This window comes from Haloarchaeobius sp. HME9146 (genome assembly GCF_025399835.1).
Taxonomy (GTDB): Archaea; Halobacteriota; Halobacteria; order Halobacteriales; family Natrialbaceae; genus Haloarchaeobius.
Genome location: NZ_JAODVR010000001.1, coordinates 2881030 through 2902752 on the forward strand (window position 1 = coordinate 2881030; position 21723 = coordinate 2902752).

Consider the following 21723-nt stretch of genomic DNA (forward strand, 5'->3'; position numbering starts at 1 on the left):
ATGAGATACGTCACGTGGCAGTATAGAGATTTGTCATGGGATTCCATCGAGAGTCCGAATCCTTTTCAGCGGTCGGACCGGACCAAGAAGGCCGATGAAGGTCTCAGTGCTGGGTGAGGGAACGCCGGAGGTCGCAGTCGTCGCGGGCGTCCACGGCGACGAACCCTGCGGGGTCCACGCCGTCGAAACGTTGCTCGAGCGCGACCCGGACGTAGAGCGACCGGTGAAGTTCGTCATCGCGAACGAGGAAGCGGTCGAGCGCGGCGTTCGTTACGTCGAAGCTGACCTGAACCGGTCGTTCCCCGGCTACCCCGACGGCGAGACCCACGAGAAGCGACTCGCGTACGACCTCGCACACGAGCTCACCGGGTGTCGCGTGCTCGCCTTGCACTCCACACAGTCGCACGACGAACCGTTCGCGGTGGTCGACGGCGTCGACGACCTGGTCAGGGATATCTGCCCCCAGCTCCCCATCACCGCCATCGTCGAGACGGGCCGGTACGTCGAGGGCCGGGTGTTCAACTCGGTGCCCCAGACCATCGAGGTCGAGTGCGGCCTCCAGGGGAGCGAGGACGCAAAGCGGAACGCGGTCCACCTGACCGAGTCCTTCCTGACCGCGACGGGCGTCCTCCCGGGGACGATTCCACCCCGCCGCGTCCCAATCTACCGGCTCACGGAACGCGTGCCGAAGGCGGCAGCCGAGGAGTACGAGGTGTTCGTCCCGAACTTCCACCGCGTCGAATCGGGCGAGGCGTTCGCCGCGGTCGACGGCGAGTCACAGGTCGCAGCGGACGACTTCTACCCGGTGTTGCTCTCCGCCTACGGCTACGAGGACGTGTTCGGTTACTCCGCCGAGAAGGTCGGGATGGTCGGTCAGCTGTCGTCGCGGTGACTCTCGTCGCGGCGACCGACCGCCGCGAGCACCAGTGACGGGTCGACGCCGGTCAGTTCCGCGACCTGGTCGGCCGGCAGGTCCAGCGTGTCCACCGCGAGCATCGCCCCCTGCAGGTGGACGATACGACGGCGCTCGTCGGCCGATTTCTCCCGTGGGTCCGCTTCCGGGGCGGTCCCCGTGGCAGCTTCAAGGTGATAACTCGCCAGTGCTGCGTCGAGGTACACCTCGTCGTCGACCGTCGCGTCCTCGTCGGTGACGAGCCGGACAAGTCGGGCGAGGATGGCGAGTTCCGTCGAGAGCAGGTGCGGGAGCGTCTCGTCGTCATCGGCCCTCGCACTGCCTTCGGCCCCCGCACCGCCCTCCTGACGTGTCTGGACAGCCAGCGCGGTCCGTTCGAGGCGTTCCAGCAGCATCACGAGCGCGAGGTACGGCCCGGGGTCGTCGGGCTCGGCGAGGAGCTGGGCGAGCAGCTGTCCCTGCCAGCGGCCCGCGTTGCGGACCACCGTTCGGACGCCGGTCTGGACCGGGTCGGTGAGGGGCAGGTCGGCCGCCAGCGCGTCGAGACTGTCGGGGTCTGTCAATCCGCCCATCCCGAACCGGTTCGCGTAGCGAGACGCCGACTCGCGAAAGCGCTCCTCGGGCGGGAGCGAGCAGACGTCGTCGGCGAGGACGGCCGGCTCGGGCAGCCCCAGGCCCCCCGTCGCACTGGTCGCCAGGTCGAGCATGGGCCGGAGGCCCTCGGCGAGCACCGCGATGGCCGGAGTCGGGTCCTGGGTCGCGAGGTCGGCGGCCAGGTCTGTGTCGGGCTCGGTGTCGGGCTGGGTCTCCGGTCTCTCCGACCCGTCTTCGGCGTCGGGCTGGTCGGTCATTCGTCGGGCGCGTCGAACTCGACCATCGTCAGCTCCCGGTCGAGGTAGCAGTAGTCGTGGGGCGGGTCACCGACGACCTCGCTGATGCGGTACTCCTCGTCGAAGTCGGCCCCGTCCGGGACACAGAACTCGTGGCTCGGACACTCGGTGTGCGGGCACGGCCCGGCGAGCGACACCTTGCTCCCGGCGTAGGCGTGTTTCGCCGGGATGTTCGCGCGGACCGAGACCGGCTCGACCTCGACCGCCCGGACGCCCTCGTCGTGGACCGCACACTCCAGCGTCTGGGCGTTCTCCCGTGGCTCGATGACCTGATACTTCACCCCCTCGGTGAGGTTGAGGCACTGCCCTCGATAGGGACAGCCCTCACAGGCACTCGACTCGCCCTGGTAGACGAACTCCTGGCTGGCGTGTGCGAGGCGAGCCCCGATGAGCGTGACTTTGGACATGTCGCGTCGTACACTCCCGCCGCGGTTAAGCGCTTCCCGTCGGTTTGGGGTGGTGTCGAGTGACAGCCAGCTGATAGCGTTTCTGTGCGCGTCAGGGAGGAGCCGCCGGATTGCACATGCTACTCGGTGGGTAACGGTTCGCCACAGGTCCGACACTCCGTTCGGGACCCGGCGTTCCGGGTCCCACACGCCGAACAGTTGACCTTCGATTCCGGTGGCTGGGTGTCTCCCCCGGACGAGATAGCACGAAGGACTGCAAAAGAGAACCAGAACCGTGCGGCGATGATTCCACAGGCGACAAGGACGATTCCCAGCGAGACGAGCCGTTCCACCGGCGGGAGTGAACCGACGCCGAGCGTGATCGGGAATGCCATCAGAAAACGTACATGCTGGGTCGCAAAAATCGTTTTCCTGTCACTGGACCGAACCTGGGAACACGCGACAGAATCAGGCGTTCCACATCACTCCGACGGCCGTCAGGTCAGTTCGGCGGTCGTCCGGTCAGTTCGACGGTTACCTGCTCAGGCCGACAGCCGCCCGCTCAGTCCGACGGTCACCCGGTCAACTCGTCGAGCTTCGCGAAGTAGTCCTCGCGTGGGACCTGGTAGACGTCCCGCGGGTCTATCTCGCCGTCGGCGAAGCGCCGGGCCAGTTCGACCGCCCCATCGATGCCAGCCTCGCGGCTCTCGAACCGGTTCGTCTCCTGCAACTCGACGTCGGGTTCGAAGTAGAGCGTCACGTACCAGTCGCCGGTCACGGCGTCCTCCCGGGAGACCCCCGGACGACGGTGGTTCCGGCGTCCCCGGGTGAGGTACAGCGTCGGGAGACACGCTGCAGGGAACTGCTCCGAATCGAACACGTCGGGGCGGTACGCGAGGATGCAGCGACCGTCGGGTTCCTCGTTCCACACGGTCCAGCCCGCCGGGAGGTCCTCCAGAGTGCTCATTGCCTGCCCCTAGTCGAAGGGACGTAATAAATGGCTCATTCGGGACCGGGGCCGAACCGGTCCTCGGGGACCGAGAATCTCCCGGCGAAGCAGGACGTTTCAGGGAACACCTTGTGACCGTGAGACGACCGAGAATCCGGGGACAGGAGAGGGTCGAGATGCCACCGTATATAAAGAGGAGGGGTACACCGGCGTGTCGGTGGAACAACGTATAACGTTCTTACGCACTGAAACCGATTCTCTTAAAAGGAGTTGTTATACTGCTAAATATTTGTTGGGGTCAAACTTATGCGGCTTGGAATCGGAGTTGTATACACTCCTCGGTATCAACTACCGACGCGACCGCCCTGCCCTTTCCGAGCCGCCCATGAACTCCACTCGCGTGGGAGGCCCGGCTACACGTCGCAGGGTGGTGAACGTTCACACATGGCACAATGTTCGTCGCCCGGCGCGACGAACGCACCTGACGGTGGCGCTGTTCGAGTGGCGGCGTGGGGGTGCCCGGCTGCGTGGAACGACCGACCCGTCGGAGGACTACCGAGACAGACGACCGCCGTCTCGCAGATGAGCGACCGGGAGGCGTGCCCGGCACGCGGCGGGCGTCGAACCTGTCCACGATAGCATGACCGACACCAGAGAATCACTCGCGGAACTGAGCAACGAATACAAGGAGTCGATGCCCTCTGACTTGCGAGAGACCAAGTCCTTCGACTGGTACCTCAACGAGTTGTACGAGGACCCACTCGTCGCCCGAAACGCCCACCAGCGCGTCGCCGACATGTTCGACTTCTACGGTACCGAATACGACGAGCACGAGGGCATCGTCAAGTACAAACTCGCGACGGAGGACCCGCTCCACGACGGTGAGAACACCTTCTACGGGAACGTCATCCACCAGAGCATCCACGAGTTCGTCAACAAGATCAAATCCGGGGCGCGCGGCCTCGGCCCCGAGCGGCGTATCAAACTGCTGCTCGGCCCGGTCGGCTCCGGGAAGTCCCACTTCGACCGGATGTGTCGAACCTACTTCGAGGACTACACACTCCGCGACGAGGGCCGGATGTACACCTTCCGGTGGACGAACCTCTGTGACATCGTCGACGACCAGGACCCTGCAGACGACGTGGTCCGGTCACCGATGAACCAGGACCCACTGGTCCTCATCCCGCACCGCCAGCGACAGCGCGTGCTCGACGAGCTCAACAACCTCCACGACGCGCCCTACACCATCCGGAACGAGCAGGCACTCGACCCCGAATCCGAGTTCTACATGGACAAGCTCCTCGAGTACTACGAGGACGACCTCCAGTCGGTGCTCGAGAACCACGTCGAGATCGTCCGCCTGCTCGCCGACGAGAACAAGCGCCAGTGCCTGGAGACCTTCGAACCCAAGGACAAGAAGAACCAGGACGAGACCGAGCTGACGGGCGACGTCAACTACTCGAAGATCGCCATCTACGGCGAGTCCGACCCGCGGGCGTTCGACTACTCCGGCGCGTTCTGTAACGCGAACCGGGGTATCTTCAGTGGGGAGGAGCTGCTGAAGCTCCAGCGCGAGTTCCTGTACGACTTCCTGCACGCGACGCAGGAGATGACCATCAAGCCGAAAAATAATCCAAGAATCGACATCGACCAGGTCATCGTCGGGCGTACGAACATGCCCGAGTACAAGGACAAGAAGGGCGACGAGAAGATGGAGGCGTTCAACGACCGGACCAAGCGCATCGACTTCCCGTACGTCCTCGGCTACGAGGAGGAGTCGGACATCTACCGCAAGATGCTGAACAACGCGGACGTGCCCGACATCCACGTCGAGCCCCACGCGCTGGAGATGGCCGGCCTGTTCGCCGTCCTCACCCGCATCGAGGAGCCCGACACCGAGACCGTCGAGATGATCCAGAAGGCGAAGGCCTACAACGGCGAGATCGACGACGGTGACGACATCGACGTCAAGAAGCTCCGCGAGGAGGCCGAGTCCAAGGCCGAGATCGGCGAAGGGATGGAAGGCGTCTCGCCCCGCTTCATCGGCGACGAGATAGCCGAGGCCATCATGGACTCGAAGCACCGCGGCCGCCAGTTCCTGTCGCCGCTGACCATCTTCAACTTCTTCGAGGAGAACCTGGAGCACCACGGCTCCATCCCCGAGGATAACTTCGAGACGTACTACCGATACCTCGAGATGGTCCGCGAGGAGTACAAGGCTCGCGCCATCGAGGACGTCCGCCACGCGCTGGCGTACGACATCGACGAGATCCAGCGCCAGGGCGAGAAGTACATGGACCACGTCATGGCCTACATCGACGACGACACCATCGAGGACGACATCACGGGTCGCGACCAGGAGCCCGACGAGAAGTTCATGCGCTCCATCGAGGAGAACCTCGACATCCCCGAGGACCGCAAGGACGACTTCCGCCAGGAGGTCTCGAACTGGGTCAGCCGGCGCGCCCGCGAAGGCACGACGTTCAACCCGCAGGACAACGAACGCCTCCGCCGCGCACTCGAGCGCAAGCTCTGGGAAGACAAGAAGCACAACATCAACTTCAGCGCGCTCGTCTCCGCCAACGAGACGGACGACGACGAACGGAACTCCTGGGTCGATGCCCTCATCGACCAGGGCTACTCGCGTGACGGCGCGAAAGAAGTGCTCGAGTTCGCTGGCGCGGAGGTCGCCAAAGCAGAGATGGAAGACTGATGAGCAGGGGAGACGACTTCGTCACGGCCGGTGACCGCGCCCTCGAGGAGACCTACGAGGGGCCGATGTCGCTCGCCGAGTACGTCGACCGGGTGTTCGAGCAACCGAGCATCGCCAGCCACGCCTCGAAGTACCTGTTGCAGGCCATCGAGGCGGCCGGCACCCGGACCGTCATCGAGGAGGGTGAGGAGAAGGAGCGCTACCGCTTCTTCGACGACCCCCACAACGACGGGGAACACGCCGTCCTCGGCAACACGGACATACTCAACTCGTTCGTGGACGACCTCCGGTCCATCGCGTCCGGCCGCGGCAAACACGAGAAGATCCTCTGGTTCGACGGGCCCACGGCGACGGGCAAGTCCGAGCTGAAGCGCTGTCTCATCAACGGCCTCCGCGAGTACTCGAAGACGCCGGAGGGCCGGCGCTACACGGTCGAGTGGAACATCGCGTCGGCCGGCGGCGGCCGCGGGCTGAGCTACGGCGACGACCTCGGCGGCGACGACGAGGCGAACTGGTACGAATCACCGGTCCAGTCGAACCCGCTGACGGTGTTCCCGCCGGAGGTCCGCGAAGACCTCATATCGCAGGTCAACGCGACGCTCGACTCCGACGTGCCCATCAACGTGACCCAGCGTCTCGACCCGTTCAGCCGCGAAGCGTACGACTACCTGGAGGAGATGTACCGCCGGAAGGGTCGCAAAGACCTCTTCTCGGCCATCGCCGACAGTCGGCACCTCCGGGTCAAGAACTACATCGTCGACGTGGGTCGGGGCGTCGGCGTCCTCCACTCGGAGGACGACGGCACGCCGAAGGAGCGCCTGGTCGGCTCCTGGATGCACGGGATGCTCCAGAAGCTCGATTCGAGAGGGCGCAAGAACCCGCAGGCGTTCAGCTACGACGGCGTCCTCAGCCAGGGCAACGGCCTCCTCACTATCGTCGAGGACGCGGCCCAGCACGCCGACCTGCTGCAGAAGCTGCTGAACGTCCCCGACGAGGGGACGGTGAAACTCGACAAGGGCATCGGGATGGACATCGACACGCAGTTGCTCATCATCTCGAACCCCGACCTCGAGGCCGTGCTCAACCAGCACGCCGAACGACAGGGAATGGACCCACTGAAAGCACTCAAACGTCGCCTCGACAAGCACGAGTTCGCGTACCTGACGAACCTCTCGCTGGAGACCGAACTCATCCGCCGGGAACTCACCGGCGAGCACACGGTCTGGACGGCCGAATCGTACGACGACCTCGCGGAGAAGATCCGCCAGCCGGTCGTCGTCGCGGTGAAGCAGTCGTCGGGCGAGCTCATGGACAGGGAGTTCGCACCACACGCAATCGAGGCCGCTGCGCTCTACAGCGTGGTCACGCGCCTCGACGACGACGACCTGCCCACGGGGGTCGACCTCGTGGACAAGGCCATCCTCTTCGACCGTGGCTACCTGCAGGAGGGCGACACGCGGCAGTCGAAGGCCGACTTCGACTTCGACGGCGACTCGGCCGACGGGACCCACGGGATTCCGGTCACCTACACCCGCGACATCCTCGCGGACCTCCTCCACGAGGAGACCGACCGGCACCACCCGGACCTCCACGTCGAGCGCGTCATCATGCCGCGCGACGTGCTGAACGCGCTGGCCGAAGGACTCGTCGACGCCCCGGTGTTCTCCACCGGCGAGCGAACCGAGTTCGAGGCCCGCGTCGCCGAGGTGAAGAACCACATCTTCGGCGCACAGGAGCAGGACGTCATCGACGCGATGATGCACGACCGCAAGGTCGACGAGGCGACTGTCGCCGAGTACGTCGAGCAGGTGTACGCCTGGGAGACGGACGAACCCATCATCAACGAGCGGGGCGAGCGCGAGGAGCCCGACCCGCTGAAGATGAAGATATTCGAGGTCGAACACCTCGGACGCTTCGAGGAACCGGACTACAGCGGCGACCAGCCGAGTCCCGAGGTGCAGTCGTTCCGCCGCGAGAAGATCATCACGGCGCTGAACCGCCACGCGTGGGAGCACCGTGACGAGGACTTCAGCATCGACAACGTCGACCTCACCGCGATTCCGGTCATCAAGACCGTCCTCGAATCGAACGACTGGGACGACGTCCGTCGCATCTACGACGACCTCGACCCACGCCAGTGGGACGACCCGCCGAGTGGGACCGAGACGCTGGCGCTCAAGAAGAAGACCATCCAGGCGATGGTCGACCTGCTCGGCTACTCGGAAGCGTCGGCCGAACTGACCAGCAGACACGTCATGGGACAGGTGGCATACAGATGGGACTGAAAGACGACATCGAACGGTTCCGCGAAGTCGGCGAGGAGCGCCGCGAAGACCTCAAGGAGTTCATCCAGTATGGTGAACTCGGCCGCAGTGGCCCGGACGAGGTCCGCATCCCCATCAAGATCGTCGACCTCCCCAACTTCGAGTACGACCGCCTGGACCAGGGTGGCGTCGGCCAGGGTGACGCCGAGGTCGGCGACCCGGTCGGCCAGCCCCAGCCACAGCCCGGCGAGGGCGAGGAGGGCGAGGCCGGTGAGGAAGGCGGCGAGCACGAGTACTACGAGATGGACCCCGAGGAGTTCGCCCAGGAACTCGACGAGGAACTCGGGCTCGACCTCGAACCGAAGGGCAAGCGCGTCATCGAGGAGAAAGAAGGCCCGTTCACGGACATCACGCGGACCGGCCCCGATTCGACGCTCGACTTCGAGCGCATGTTCAAGGAGGGGCTCAAGCGCAAGCTCGCGATGGACTTCGACGAGAACTTCCTGACCGAGGTGCTCAAGATCGAGGGCTGGGGGCCACAGACGGCCTATGAGTGGGCCCGCGGCCAGTCGATTCCGGTCTCGAAAGCGTGGCTCGTCGACCGCTACAACGAGATTCCCGACGACGAGAAGACGACCTGGGAGTCCATCGAGGAGGTCGAGGAGAACGTCGAACGCGAGACCACCTACCAGAAGATCCGGCGCGAGGGCATCAAGCACGTGCCGTTCCGCCGCGAGGACGAACGCTACCGCCACCCCGAGATCATCGAGGAGCGCGAGAAGAACGTCGTCGTGGTGAACATCCGCGACGTCTCCGGCTCGATGCGCGAGAAGAAGCGCGAACTCGTCGAGCGCGTGTTCACGCCGCTCGACTGGTACCTCACGGGCAAGTACGACAACGCCGAGTTCGTCTACATCGCCCACGACGCGGAGGCCTGGGAGGTCGACCGCGAGGAGTTCTTCGGCATCCGCTCCGGCGGCGGGACGAAGATATCCAGCGCGTACGAGCTGGCGGCGTTGCTGCTCGAAGAGTACCCCTGGAGCGAGTGGAACCGGTACGTGTTCGCGGCCGGCGACTCCGAGAACTCCAGCAACGACACCGAAGAGCGGGTCATCCCGATGATGGAGAGCATCGACGCGAACCTCCATGCCTACGTGGAGACCCAGCCGACCGGGACGGCCATCAATGCGACCCACGCCGAGGAGGTCGAATCGCACTTCGCCGGCAGCGACAACGTCGCCGTCGCGTACGTCTCCAGCCCGGAGGACGTGACCGACGCGATATACACTATCCTCTCCACGGAGGGTGATTCAGATGAGTAACGATTCAAACGATGTTTGCATCGAACACACCCGAACCACGGGGTGGTTCGCGTGAGTGAAGCAGATAGATTCAGGAAACAGCGCATCGCAGGGGGCCTGCGCGAACCCGTCGAGGAGGCGCGCAACCTCGCGAAGAAGCTCGGGCTCTCCCCGTACGAGGTGAACTACTGGATCGTCGACTACGACGAGATGAACGAGCTCATCGCCTACGGCGGCTTCCAGCACCGCTACCCGCACTGGCGCTGGGGCATGCAGTACGACCGCCAGCAGAAGCAGGGCCAGTACAGCGGCGGGAAGGCGTTCGAGATCGTCAACAACGACGACCCGGCACACGCGTTCCTGCAAGAGTCGAACACGCTGGCCGACCAGAAGGCCGTCATCACTCACGTCGAAGCGCACTCCGACTTCTTCGCGAAGAACGAGTGGTTCCAGCTGTTCTCGGGCGGCACGCCCAACGCGGCCGCGATGCTGGAGCGCCACGCTCGCGCCATCACGGAGTACATGCAACACCCCGAGGTGGAGCGTGCCGAGGTCGAGAAGTGGATCGACAACGCGCTGGCGCTGGAGGACAACATCGACCAGCACAAGCGCTACGCGCCGGTGACCTCCGAGAGCCGCGAGGCGGTCCGTGAGGACCTCGACCTCGCCGACATCGAGGACAAACTCGACGAACTCGACCTCTCTGAGGAGGTTCGCCGCGAGGTGTTCGACGAGGAGTGGCTCGCCAGACAGGAGGAGGACGAAGGACCGGCCACGTTCCCGGAATCGCCCGAGAAGGACGTGCTCGCGTTCCTCCGCAAGTACGGCAAGCGATACGACACTGCTGCCGAGAAAGCCGTCGACATGGAGGAGTGGCAGCGCGACGTGCTCGACATGATGCGCGCCGAGGCGTACTACTTCGCCCCGCAGAAGATGACGAAGGTCATGAACGAGGGCTGGGCGGCGTACTGGGAGTCGCTCATGATGGGCGACGAGCGCTTCGCCGGGGACGACGAGTTCATCAACTACGCCGAGCACCAGGCGGCAGTTCTTGGCTCGCCCGGGCTGAACCCGTACAAACTCGGGAAGGAGCTCTGGGAGTACATCGAGAACTCGACGAACCGCAAGGACGTCGTCGAGAAGCTCCTGCGGACGAAGGGTATCACCTGGCGCAACTTCGCCGACGTGGTCGACTTCGCGCAGGTCCGTGACCTGCTCGCGCCACCCGACGCGCTGACCGCCATCGACCCGGACGACCTGGACGCACTCGACGACCTCCCCGAGGAGTACGTCGACTGGGAGGCGGTCGAGCAGGCGAAGGCTGGCGAGATTGACATCGTCAAGTACCCGTGGAAGGTGCTGACCTACGAGGGGCTGTGCCACCGGCACTACTCGCTGGTCAAGCGCCAGAACCGCGGGTTCATCGAGCGCATCGGCCAGTCCGAACTGGAGCGCATCGGGCGCTACCTGTTCGACGACCAGGTGTACGACTCCGTCGAGGAGGCGCTCGCCGACGTCGACTACTCGCGCGGCTGGGACCGCATGCGTGAGGTGTGCCGCAGCCACAACGACGTGACGTTCATCGACGAGTTCCTGACCCAGGAGTTCATCGACGAGAACGAGTACTTCACCTACGAGTTCTCGCACGCGACCGGCCAGTATCGCGTCGCCAGTCAGGACGCCAGCGACGTGAAGAAGAAGTTGCTACTCCACTTCACGAACTTCGGGAAGCCGACCATCGCGGTGTACGACGGCAACTACAACAATCGCAACGAGTTGCTGCTCGGCCACCAGTACAACGGCGTCATGCTCGACATCAAGCAGGCGAAACAGACGCTCGAACGCGTGTTCGAGCTCTGGGGGCGGCCGGTGAACCTCATGACCATCGTGAAGGAGATCTCGGACCACGACCGCGAGGTCGCCCGCCGCCGCAACCGCGAGCCCAAGCCCACCGAACAGGGCAAGCTCATCCGGTTCGACGGCGAGAAGTTCGAGGTAACCGACCTCGCCTGGGAGGAGGTCGAACACCTCTCGGCCGACGACGTCGACTACGACACCAAGCCCGAGGAGTGGCTGGCCTAAGCAGTTCGCATCGACCATTTTTCGCCTTCGGACCCCTACTCAGGGTATGACCGAGACCATCTCCGTCGAGGAGTTCCGCGAGCGCCAGCAGTCGGAGGACCTCCTGGTCGTCGACACACGCGGCGAAGAGAGCTTCGAGGGGTGGCGACTCCCCGACTCCGTGAACTACCCGTACAAGCCCGGCGAGGAGGTCGAGAAGGCCGAGTTCCAGTCGGCCACCGGCGCGACCGAGGACGAGACAATCGTCACCATCTGCGCCATCGGGCGGTCATCCTACGCCTTCGCCGACGAACTGACGAAGCTCGGCTACGGCGACGTGGCGGTCCTCGACGGCGGCATGGCGGCCTACAGCGGCGCGTACGACGTGACGACGGTCCCGACGATCGACGACTCCGTCGAGGTCGTCCAACTCCAGCGCCGCGCCAAGGGCTGTCTGGGCTACGTCGTCAGCTGCACGGAGACGAAGCAGGCAGCCGTCATCGACGCGACCCGCCAGACCGACGAGTTCCGCGAAGCCGCCGAAGGAGCAGGATACGAAGTCGTCGCCGTCTTCGACACGCACGTCCACGCCGACCACGTCTCCGGCGGCCGGGCACTCGCGGACGAGCTTGGCGTCCCGTACTACCTCGGCGAGCGCGCCGCCGAAGACCGCGAGGTCGACTACGAGTACGAACCGCTGGCGCGGAACACGGTCGTGGAGGTGGGTGAGGTCGACCTGAAAGCGCTCTACACGCCCGGGCACACCTCGGAATCGGTGAGCTACCTGGTGAACGCGGCTGCCGTCCTCACCGGAGACACGCTGTTCGTGGAGTCCGTGGGCCGGACCGAGTTACAGTTCTCTGGCGAGGAAGCGGTGGGCGGCGCGGAGTCGCTGTACGACACGCTCCATGGGACGCTGCTCGCCGAACCGGATCCTGTGACAGTGTGTCCGGGGCACTTTCCCGTGGCAGACGACGGTTCGACGCCCATCACGCCCGGTGAACCGGTGGCCGCGACGGTTGGGGAACGGCGGCAGTCCGCCGGATTGCTGCAGGACGACCGGGAAACCTTCGTCGCCGAAATCACCGACGACCTGCCCGAGAAGCCCCCGAACTACGAGCGCGTCATCGCCGTGAACACCGGGCGGGAATCGCTCGACGATGAGAAGGAAGCGGTGGAACTCGAACTCGGGCCGAACCGGTGTGCGGCCGAGGAGTGATTAGCGACGGCGGAGTCCGAGCAGGGCGAGGGCAGTGAGGGCAGGGAGGACGCCGAAACCGGGAACGCTTCGGGTTTCGCTGTCCTCGAACTTGACCTCGACAGGGTCGCCGCGAGGAGTCTGTGGAGTTGGTTCCCAGGTTGCCGACGTGTGACTCGGTGGTGTCGGCGTCTCTGTCACGGTCGTCCCCGTCGTCTCTGTGCGTGTCTCGATGCCTTCGACGACCAGTGTACCATCCGAGTGTGTTTCCCCATCGTGGGTGAGCCGCCACTGAAGTTCGGTTCCGGGGTCGAATTCGGAGAGGTCCACGGTCGTACGCCATTCGTCGCCCGTCACCCGGATATTCTCGCTCGTTACTATCTCCCCATCTCGTTCGAGGGTCAGCGTCACCGTCTCGTCGGTCGAGAAGTGGCTCCAGCCATCGAGTGTCGCGTCCGCCGTGGGCTTCGCATTGACCGGGCCGTCCCCCGCCAGCTCGACCATTGCCCGTTCGACCCGTACCTCGGTTTCGAGTCGCGTCTTCCCGTCGTCGGTGGACCGGCCATCCGGGAGGGAATAGACGACCCAGACCTCCGCGGTCCCGTTCTCGTCAAGCCCCGGGATTTCCCACTCCGCAGGCTCGTCGTACAGCAGGTAGGCCACGTCACCGGACTTTCCGTGGACAAGCGTAGGTTCTCCGGCGTTCACACCAGTCAGACACCGCCAGCCGAAGTCAACGTTCGAGTGGCCTTCGTCGAGGGTGTCGTTGCGGACACCCCGCAACTCGAGAACGAGCGAGCCCTCCAGTGGCACGGGTTCGACCCGCTCGAACTGGTCGGTGTGGAGGTCGGATGCGGTCACGTTCGCCCGGACGCCATAGACGTCGATAGAGGCGTTCTGTGTCCCGGCTGGGAGAGCGTCAGCCGGTGTCCCGAGCGTCGTGCCACAGGGGCGCTTCCGGTCGTCCATCGAGGATGCGAGGGCGGGTGTTATCGCACTCGTCACGAGCAACAGCGCGAGTGCGGCGGTACCGAGTCGGAATCGTGTGAGGGGAAGGGACATCGTAGATTTCACTCGAATCGAACACTGGTTAGCTATCGTATCCTGACGTACGCGGCCATCGTGAGCCACGCCAGCACGAGGGCACCGACCCCGAAGCCGGGAATCTCACCGCTTCCGGGGTCGTCGGCGAGGGTGAGGTCGCCTTCCGGGACTGTGCCCGTCGCGGTCGTTCGGTCCGAGACGTGGTTCGTCAGATCCGGCGTCGTCGTCGACGGTCTCTCGCTCGTGGCCGTCGGATTCACCACCAACTGCTGCCGGTACGTCGTGTTTGCAAACGAGAGCACCTGTTCGTAGCGACCAGGGGTGTCCGGTACCTCGAACCAGAACGTCCTCGACTCCTTGGTGTATCCGTCTGCGGACAGCCGAAGCGTCCGCTCGGCCGAGCTGACCGTTTCACCGGTCGAGGGATCCACGACCCGGTACGTGAGGGTTCGCTCGATGTCCTCGCGTCCGTGCTTGCTAACCTCCAGCGAGAGCTGTGTAGTTCTACCGACACGACCCTCGTCGTCGAGGGAGACCGTCAGTGGTTCGACCAGGTAGGGGTCGATGAGTATCGAACCCTCGTCGTGTGTGACGCCGTCGTGGGAGAGGCGATACCGGAGGGTCGAACCGTTCTCGAACCCCGAAAGGTCGACCGTCGTTTCCCAGGCCTCGGACGTGGGCGTGACGGTCTTCTGGACGACGGTGTCGCCGTCTTTCGAGAGCGTCAGCCGAATGTCCGCATCAGCGTCGAGCCAGTACCACCCTTCGAGCGTCGCGTCGGCGCTGGGAGGCACATGGAGCGTCGGACCACCCGCTATCCAGAACTGTGGCTTGGTGACGTTCACCGTCTCATGGACGGTTCGGTCCTCGGAGACGCCGTCCCACGACGCCGGTAGTTCGAGGCGAATGGTGACTTTTCCATGTTCGTCACCGATGAGGTCCCACTCGTCGGTGTCGTCGTACACCAGATACACCGTGTCTGGGGACGACCCGGCGACGACGCGGCCCCCGGTGGCGGAGTGCGCGCCACAGGGCCACCTGAATCGTAGCCAGGGGGCGGGCTCTTCGAGGACGCTCGCGTTCTCGACCCGACTACCGATACCCGGCGCGGTGATTCGGACCACGAGCATCCCACCGAGTGGGACGGTGTTCGAGGCGGTGCTGGCGTCGGGCACCTCGGCTGCGGTGACGTTCGGGCCGACGCCGTAGGCCAGTATCGAGACGTTCCCCGATTCGTTCACGGGAAGAACCGGGGCGGCGTCGGTGAGCTGGTCTGGGTGCTGACATGCCGGGGCGGTGCTACCACCTGTGGCTGTCACAGGCGCTGTCGCTGTGACGAGGGCGAAGACGACGACGAGAGTGAGCACTCGGGTCGCCTGGAGGGCGGTTCGCATACCTGTCTATCCGTAATTCTCTCGAACTGACTGATAAGTTTTCTGTGTATTCACGACCGCGCGACGACACGCCCGACCACCGCGAGGACCGCGACCGCAGCCACGACCAGCCCGAATCCGGGCTGGCCCTCCTCGGTTCGGGGTGCCAGCGTCGGGTTCGTGTTCGGCGGGTCGTCGGTCAGCGTGATGTTCACGTCGCCGGTGAGGCTCCGGTCGCCGCCGACGACGGAGACGCGATAGGGGAACGTGCCCTCGGTGAGTGGGGCGGTGTCGACCGGGACCGTCACCGTGGTCCGGGACTGCGGCGAGAGCGTTATCTGGCGGGTCGTGGTCACCGACCCCAGCGAGACGTTCAGGTCGGCGGTCCCGGAACGCTCACCGGAGTTGAGCAGCGTCACGGAGAACATCGCGTCGCGGCCCTCGATGACCGACTCTGGTGCCTCGACCTCGACCACTTCGATGGTCGCGCCGTCCTGTTCGGACCCGGCCGGGAGTACCCTGAAGTCCTGCATCACCCGTTCCTGCGTGACAGCGTAGGGGTTCGACTCCGCGACGGTGAAGGTGGCCCGGTAGGTCGACTCGGCCTCGAACGACATGGTGTTCGGGGGGAACGCGAACACGAACACGTCCTTCGCCGGGCGATGGATGAACTCGGCCTGGGTCAGGTCGACCGCGGGCCCGCCGTTGATCTCCTGGATGTGCATCGTGACGCCCTCGGTTCCCCGTCCCGTCAGGTCGGAGACGTCGTCGACGTAGCCGTGGACGCTGGAGTCGTTCACCTCGATGAACAGCCACTCGTCGAGTTCGATGTCGCTGGAGAGCGACGCCTGGGCGAGCGCGGTCGTCGCGTTCGCCTCGGGCGGTCCTTCCAGAATCCGCATCGATTGTGCCCGGAGCGGGTCGACCTCGAGGAGGACAGACCCATTCGCCACCACCTCACCATCGTGCGAGACCGAGACGTCGTACCGGGCATCGGGGAGGTGTGTGTCCCGTTGGGACGACGACCGCGTCGCGTTCGTCACGCTGTCCAGCCCGGCCGAGACGACCCGGTCGAGGTGGGCGTCGGGGACGACGCCAGCGTGGTACGTGTTCCACGTCAGGAAAACCCGCCCGTCACCGTTCTCGTCCACGACCGTGACCGTGAGCTGGTAGCCGATGGAGTCGTTTCCGAGGGTGACCGTCGCCTCGGTCTCGCCGTCGTCGAGCCGGACCGGAATCACGACGGGGTCGCCCGGCTGGTCGACGGTTCTCTCGGGGACGCTCCAGGGCGATTGCGACACCACGGTGCCAGTCCCGCCGGTCGTCGCCGTCGTGGCACCGGCGACCGGCGTCATGCAAAGGGCGAGCGTGAGGACAACCGTGGCTGTCAGTCGCAACCGCATCTGCGCTATCGGGGAGAGAGTAGTGGTCCAGTTAAAAGGTTCGCGTTCCCGCGAGTATGCGAGCGAGAACGACGAACACGGCGTCCCTGAGCCGCCCAGCCAAGCCTCTTCCACCTCGCAGTCGAAGCAGCAGTATGCACATCGACCGATTCAGCGTCGAGACCGACGCCCGCACGACCACCGTCGACGTGACCGACCGGGTTCGGGAGGCGATTCCGGCCGATGCGAGCGGTCTCTGTACGGTATACGTCCAGCACACGACCGCCGGCGTGGTGGTCCAGGAGGCGGAATCCGGACTTCGCCAGGACATCGCGGCGTTCGTCGACGGGCTGGTCCCCGACGAGGGCTGGCAGCACGACCGCATCGACGACAACGCGGACTCGCACCTGCGGGCGACGGTTCTCGGTTCGGACGTGACGATTCCGGTCGACGAGGGCGAGCCGATGCTCGGCACGTGGCAGTCCGTGTTACTGGTAGAATGCGATGGTCCGCGGACCAGAAACGTGGTGGTCACAGTCACGGGGGGCTAACTAGTCGGGGAGTCGGTACAAGCAGGGACGAAACCTACTACCGGCATGACACAGACAGCTCTCGTCTGGTTCCGCCGGGACCTTCGCTGTCACGACAATCCGGCGCTGGTGGCCGCGTCGGCGGCAGACGACCTGTTACCGGTCTACTGTTTCGACCCGCGAGAGTTCGGGAAACAGGAGTACGGTGGGCCGAACTCGTTCTCGTTCGAGAAGACCGGGGGGTTCCGGACGCGGTTCATCACCGAGAGCGTCGCCGACCTGCGCGAGCGACTCCACGAGCACGGCAGCGGGCTGGTGGTCCGCGAGGGGAAGCCCGAGGACATCCTCCCTGAACTCGCTGCCGCCCACGACGCCGACGAGCTCCACCTTTCGGCCGTCCCGACGAGCGAGGAGCGGGCGGTCGAGTCGGCCGTGACTGCCGCCCTGGCCGACGAGGGGGTCGAGGTCCAGTCGCACTGGGGCCACACGCTGTACCACCTCGACGACTTGCCGACCGACGCCCGGATCATCGACGACACGTTCACCCCGTTCCGCAAGGCGGTCGAGAACGAGTCGACGGTCCGTGACCCACGCCCGGTTCCGGTGTTGCCGCCGCTGCCGGTGACCGCGGGAGGAGCCGAGACTGGAGGCGAAGCGATGGGTGAGGTCCCGACTGCCCCGTGCGGGACCGAACCGGCGACCGCCGATGAACGGGGTGCCCTCCCGTTCGAAGGCGGGGAAACACGTGCACTGGAGCGCCTCGAATCGTACCTCTGGGAGGGCGACCACCTGCGGGAGTACAAGGAGACGCGGAACGGGCTCGTCGGGTCGGACTATTCCTCGAAGTTCTCGCCGTGGCTGGCGCTGGGCTGTCTCTCACCGCGGTACGTCTACGACGAGGTGAAGCGATACGAGGCGGAACGGGTCGCGAACGACTCGACGTACTGGCTGGTGTTCGAGCTCTGCTGGCGCGACTTCTTCCAGTTCCAGTTCGTCAAGCACGAGGGGCAGCACTTCCGCCGGGAGGGAATCCGGAACCGCACCGACATCCGGTGGCTGTGGGACGACCAGCGGTTCCGGCTGTGGGCGACCGGCCAGACTGGCATCCCGTTCGTCGACGCCGCGATGCGCGAACTGAACGAGACCGGGTACGTGAGCAACCGCGCCCGCCAGAACGCCGCCTCGTTCCTCGCGAACAACCTGCGCCTTGACTGGCGACGGGGTGCGGCCTACTTCGAGACGAAGCTGGTCGACTACGACCCCTGCTCGAACTACGGGAACTGGGCGTACATCGCGGGCGTCGGCAACGATTCGCGGGACAAGTACTTCGACATCGTCTGGCAGGCGAACCGGTACGACCCCGACGCCGAGTACGTGAAACGGTGGATTCCGGCGCTGGCGTCACTTCCCACGGAATACGCCCACGAGCCGTGGACCATGCCCCGGCACCTGCGCACGGAGTACGACCTCGAACTCGGGACGGACTACCCGGAGCCGATGGTCAGGCTGGAGCGCACCTACGACCACCTGGAGTGAGAACGCAGCCGAATCGCGTCAGTCCAGAATCCCGCTGCGGTCCGAGGTGACCCCGTCGACCCCCCGAACCGCGAGTAATCGAGCGATCGCGCCGTGACGGATGGTCCAGACGTTCACCTCCATGCCGGCGTCGTGGGCGCGCTCGACCAGGCGCGAGAGGAGACAGAGCCGGTAGTGCGGGTGGACGAACGAGCAGCCGAGTTCGCGCGCGGTCGAGACGGGACAGTCGCGGAACCGGTCGGTGAGGTAGGCGGTCGGGACCGTCGAGTCCGCCTCGCGCATCTCGCGGAGCGCGGCTTCCTGGAACGAGGAGACCATGGCCTCGCCCTCGTGGTCCGCGAGCAGGGCGGCCACGTCGGCCGCCAGCCCGGTCTCCTTGAGTTCGACGTTGACGCCGATCGTGGCGGGGAGGGCGTCGAGGACCTGTGCCAGCGACGGGACGCTCTGGCCAGAGCCCAGCACCGAGAGCGCCTGCAACTCGGCGAGGGTGTGGTCCGCGACCGCACCGCTCCCGTCGGTCACCCGGTCGACGGTCTCGTCGTGGTGGACGACGACCTCGCCGGAAGCACACCGGCGCACGTCGACCTCGACCACGTCCGCGCCGGCGGCGACGGCGTGTTCGACGGCCGAAACGGTGTTCTCGGGGGCTTCCTCGGCGAAGCCGCGATGCGCAATCAATCGCACGACTGCAAACTCGACAGCGAGTAATTTACGCGTTTCTCCTGGAACCGGGCCACCAGGTCGACTCCGACGCCCGACCGGCCGTCTCTGCGGGGTTCCACCGGCTAGTAACGGTCTTCTGCACTCCCCACCAATGCTCAGGCATGAACACGGTCCGGGTCTGTCTCGCCGATGGGTCCGGTGAGAAGTGGCCCGAACAGGTGTCGGCCACTCTCGAGGACCAGGGCAGCTACGACGTGGTCGTGACGACGACGCTCTCCGAGACCCTGTCGACGCTCGACGACGACGTCCAGTGCCTCGTGGTCGGGACGACCCTCGACGGCGACGACGGCATCGAGTTGCTCGACGCCCTCGCCGGTGGCGTCGGCGACACGGTGCGCGTGTTCGTCGCGGACGACGACGAGGTGGCCCGCGACGCTCTCGCGAGAGACGTCACCGAGGTGCTGACGACCAGTACGGTGCTCGACGACCCTGACGTGCTGGTCCGCCGACTCGCCCGACACGTTCCCCCGGGTGGCCCGGCGACGAGGGACCCGGTCGGCGCGGTCGCAACGGCCCTGGTCGACGCGTCGACCGAGGCAACGGTGCTCACCGCCACCTGTGAGACGCTGGTTCGCTGTGGGGCCTGCGAGGGCGCGTGGGCCATCGTGGCCGACGGGGATACCAGCGCGACGGCCGGAAGCGTCACTGCACTTCCGGCAGACGCGACCGACCGACTCGCGAGCGCCATGCAGCAGGGGGACGACGATGACTCCGCAGAGGTCGCCGTCTCGCTCACCAGCGACGGCGAGTTACGGGGCGTCCTCGGCCTCGTGGGGTCCCGGGCCATCCCGGCGAAGCTGGACGCACTCGGCCGCGTCGTCGGGCACGCCCTGGGACAGGCGCGGTCGATGGGTGCCCTCCAGACCACCGAGCGTCGGCTACAGAGCGTCCTCGATGTCCTGCCCGACGTCGTCACCATCAAAGACCGAAACGGCAGGCACTGCTACCTCAACGAAGCGGTCGACACCGCCGACGGCCCCGGTAGCATGGATGTGCTCGGCAAGACGCTCCCGGACGTCATCGACGAGGCCACGGCAGCAGAGGTGTGGGCGACCGACCAGCGGGCGATGGAGACGGGGGAACCCGTCACCTCCGAGGTCTCCCTGGAGGTCGATGGCACCACAATCCTGTTCGAGGTCGTCCACGCTCCACTGTTCGACGAGTCCGGCGCGGTCGAGGGTGTCATCGACATCGCGACCGACGTGACCGACCACCGCCTGTACGTCGAGCGCCTGTCGGCGCTGTACCGGGGGAACGAACGACTGCTCCTGGCCGAGAGCCCGACGGCGGTCGCAGAACTCGCCGTCGAGCTGTTCGCGGACGTGCTCGACTACTCGCTGACCTGTGTGTACGAGTTCGACCCGCAGACCGACGAGCTGGTCCCGCAAGCGTGGTCCGACGACCTCGCGGCGGTCGCGGGCGAGCCGGCCCCGATTCCGCGGGACGACGGGGCGGCCTGGCAGGCCTTCATCGGGGACGAGGTACGGACCGAGGTCCGGGCGGTGACCTCGTCGGGGGACAGGGTCCCGTGGGGTGACTTCGTCCTCCCGCTCGGGCGACACGGCGTCGTCGTCGTCGGGACGACCGACCCGACGCTTCCGCCCGGCGACGAGGCGCTCGGGAAGGTCCTCGCGACGACCGTCGAGACGATGCTGGACCGGCTCGACCGGGTCCAGGCGCTCAGGGACCGCGAGGCCGAACTCGCCCGCCAGAACGAACGCCTGGAGGAGTTCGCGAGCGTCATCAGCCACGACCTGCGGAACCCGCTCTCTGTCGCCAAGATGTACCTCACGCTGGCGGAGGAGGACGAGGAACTGCGTTACATCACGGAGGTCGGGGCTGCTCTCGACCGGATGAACGACCTCGTGACCGACGTGCTGGAACTCGCCCGGCAGGGTCGCGTCCTCGGTGAGACGGAGTCGCTCGACCTCGCCGCGACCGCGACCATGTCCTGGAGCGTCGTCGACACCGGCGACGCGACACTGTCGCTGGCCGACGACCTGGGCACCATCGACGCCGACGCCGTCAGGCTGCAACAGCTCTTCGAGAACTTGTTCCGGAACAGTGTGGAACACGGTTCCACGAGCAGCCGGGCACAGCCCGGCGACAGCGTCGAACATGGAACCTCCGAGGATTCGGCCGATTCCAACCAGGAGCCACTCACGGTCCGGGTCGGCCGTCTCGACGACCCGGCGGTGGGATTCTTCGTCGAGGACGACGGCGTCGGCATCCCGCCGGAAGACCGAGACCGGGTGTTCGAGCGCGGCGTCACGGGCTCGTCGGACGGGACGGGCTTCGGACTCGCCATCGTCGCCCTCATCGCCGAGGCCCACGGCTGGGACCTCGACCTCGTCTCCAGCAAGGAGGGCGGTGCGCGTTTCGAAATCCGCATCTGATTCGCCAGAAACGTTCGAATCGTTCCTTCCTGTTCTAATTTGTCTTCGTTTATTCACGAAACGA

17 protein-coding genes are annotated in these 21723 nt (G+C 65.7%); 9 read left to right on the forward strand and 8 right to left on the reverse strand.

Features of this window, described 5'->3' with window-relative positions; all coding sequences use genetic code 11:
• Positions 1 to 94 precede the first annotated feature (94 nt).
• Positions 95 to 892, forward strand: coding sequence for a succinylglutamate desuccinylase/aspartoacylase family protein (locus N6C22_RS14835; protein WP_261651900.1), 798 nt, complete (start codon positions 95 to 97; stop codon positions 890 to 892).
• Here N6C22_RS14835 and N6C22_RS14840 read toward each other — a convergent pair.
• From N6C22_RS14840 to N6C22_RS14855, 4 genes are all read right to left on the reverse strand, one after another.
• Positions 874 to 1764, reverse strand: a complete 891-nt coding sequence (locus tag N6C22_RS14840) for a hypothetical protein (RefSeq protein WP_261651901.1) — start codon at positions 1762 to 1764, stop codon at positions 874 to 876. The two genes, N6C22_RS14835 and N6C22_RS14840, sit on opposite strands and share 19 nt — an antisense overlap.
• On the reverse strand, positions 1761 to 2210 hold the full coding sequence (locus N6C22_RS14845) for a UPF0179 family protein (RefSeq protein WP_261651902.1): 450 nt from the start codon (positions 2208 to 2210) through the stop codon (positions 1761 to 1763). The genes N6C22_RS14840 and N6C22_RS14845 overlap by 4 nt, the downstream gene beginning before the upstream one ends.
• Positions 2211 to 2329: 119 nt before the next feature.
• Complete coding sequence (locus N6C22_RS14850) at positions 2330 to 2584, reverse strand: hypothetical protein (protein WP_261651903.1); 255 nt, start codon at positions 2582 to 2584, stop codon at positions 2330 to 2332.
• 179 nt (positions 2585 to 2763) lie between these two features.
• Positions 2764 to 3156, reverse strand: a complete 393-nt coding sequence (locus N6C22_RS14855; protein WP_261651904.1) for a DUF5820 family protein — start codon at positions 3154 to 3156, stop codon at positions 2764 to 2766.
• A 622-nt stretch (positions 3157 to 3778) separates the two neighbouring features.
• On the opposite strand from N6C22_RS14855, the gene N6C22_RS14860 reads away from it, so the two are divergent.
• From N6C22_RS14860 to N6C22_RS14880, 5 genes are read left to right on the forward strand one after another with little or no spacing between them, the layout of a single operon-like run.
• Positions 3779 to 5851, forward strand: coding sequence for a PrkA family serine protein kinase (locus tag N6C22_RS14860; RefSeq protein WP_261651905.1), 2073 nt, complete (start codon positions 3779 to 3781; stop codon positions 5849 to 5851).
• Positions 5851 to 8136, forward strand: coding sequence for a PrkA family serine protein kinase (locus N6C22_RS14865; protein ID WP_261651906.1), 2286 nt, complete (start codon positions 5851 to 5853; stop codon positions 8134 to 8136). Before N6C22_RS14860 ends, N6C22_RS14865 begins: the two co-directional genes overlap by 1 nt.
• Complete coding sequence (locus N6C22_RS14870) at positions 8127 to 9437, forward strand: YeaH/YhbH family protein (protein ID WP_261651907.1); 1311 nt, start codon at positions 8127 to 8129, stop codon at positions 9435 to 9437. Before N6C22_RS14865 ends, N6C22_RS14870 begins: the two co-directional genes overlap by 10 nt.
• A gap of 42 nt (positions 9438 to 9479) precedes the next feature.
• Positions 9480 to 11498 carry a SpoVR family protein gene (locus N6C22_RS14875; protein ID WP_369684417.1) on the forward strand — a complete coding sequence of 673 codons (2019 nt, stop codon included), beginning with the start codon at positions 9480 to 9482 and terminating at the stop codon, positions 11496 to 11498.
• A 46-nt stretch (positions 11499 to 11544) separates the two neighbouring features.
• Positions 11545 to 12696 (forward strand): rhodanese-like domain-containing protein, encoded by a 1152-nt coding sequence (locus tag N6C22_RS14880; protein ID WP_261651909.1) that lies wholly within the window; start codon positions 11545 to 11547, stop codon positions 12694 to 12696.
• Here N6C22_RS14880 and N6C22_RS14885 read toward each other — a convergent pair whose 3' ends face one another.
• Genes N6C22_RS14885 through N6C22_RS14895 form a run of 3 tightly spaced genes read right to left on the reverse strand, consistent with a single transcriptional unit; the run spans position 12697 to position 16495 of the window.
• Complete coding sequence (locus N6C22_RS14885) at positions 12697 to 13737, reverse strand: hypothetical protein (RefSeq protein WP_261651910.1); 1041 nt, start codon at positions 13735 to 13737, stop codon at positions 12697 to 12699.
• 32 nt (positions 13738 to 13769) lie between these two features.
• Complete coding sequence (locus N6C22_RS14890; RefSeq protein WP_261651911.1) at positions 13770 to 15113, reverse strand: hypothetical protein; 1344 nt, start codon at positions 15111 to 15113, stop codon at positions 13770 to 13772.
• 50 nt (positions 15114 to 15163) lie between these two features.
• Complete coding sequence (locus N6C22_RS14895; protein ID WP_261651912.1) at positions 15164 to 16495, reverse strand: hypothetical protein; 1332 nt, start codon at positions 16493 to 16495, stop codon at positions 15164 to 15166.
• A gap of 134 nt (positions 16496 to 16629) precedes the next feature.
• On the opposite strand from N6C22_RS14895, the gene N6C22_RS14900 reads away from it, so the two are divergent.
• Positions 16630 to 17025: a secondary thiamine-phosphate synthase enzyme YjbQ gene (locus N6C22_RS14900; RefSeq protein WP_261651913.1), complete on the forward strand. Its 396-nt coding sequence runs from the start codon at positions 16630 to 16632 to the stop codon at positions 17023 to 17025.
• Between the two features lie 45 nt (positions 17026 to 17070).
• On the forward strand, positions 17071 to 18540 hold the full coding sequence (locus tag N6C22_RS14905; RefSeq protein ID WP_261651914.1) for a DASH family cryptochrome: 1470 nt from the start codon (positions 17071 to 17073) through the stop codon (positions 18538 to 18540).
• A gap of 18 nt (positions 18541 to 18558) precedes the next feature.
• Here N6C22_RS14905 and N6C22_RS14910 read toward each other — a convergent pair whose 3' ends face one another.
• On the reverse strand, positions 18559 to 19224 hold the full coding sequence (locus tag N6C22_RS14910) for a glycerophosphodiester phosphodiesterase family protein (protein ID WP_261651915.1): 666 nt from the start codon (positions 19222 to 19224) through the stop codon (positions 18559 to 18561).
• Between the two features lie 140 nt (positions 19225 to 19364).
• Between N6C22_RS14910 and N6C22_RS14915 the strand changes: the two genes are divergently transcribed.
• Positions 19365 to 21659 (forward strand): PAS domain-containing sensor histidine kinase, encoded by a 2295-nt coding sequence (locus N6C22_RS14915; RefSeq protein ID WP_261651916.1) that lies wholly within the window; start codon positions 19365 to 19367, stop codon positions 21657 to 21659.
• The last annotated feature ends 64 nt before the right edge of the window (positions 21660 to 21723 follow it).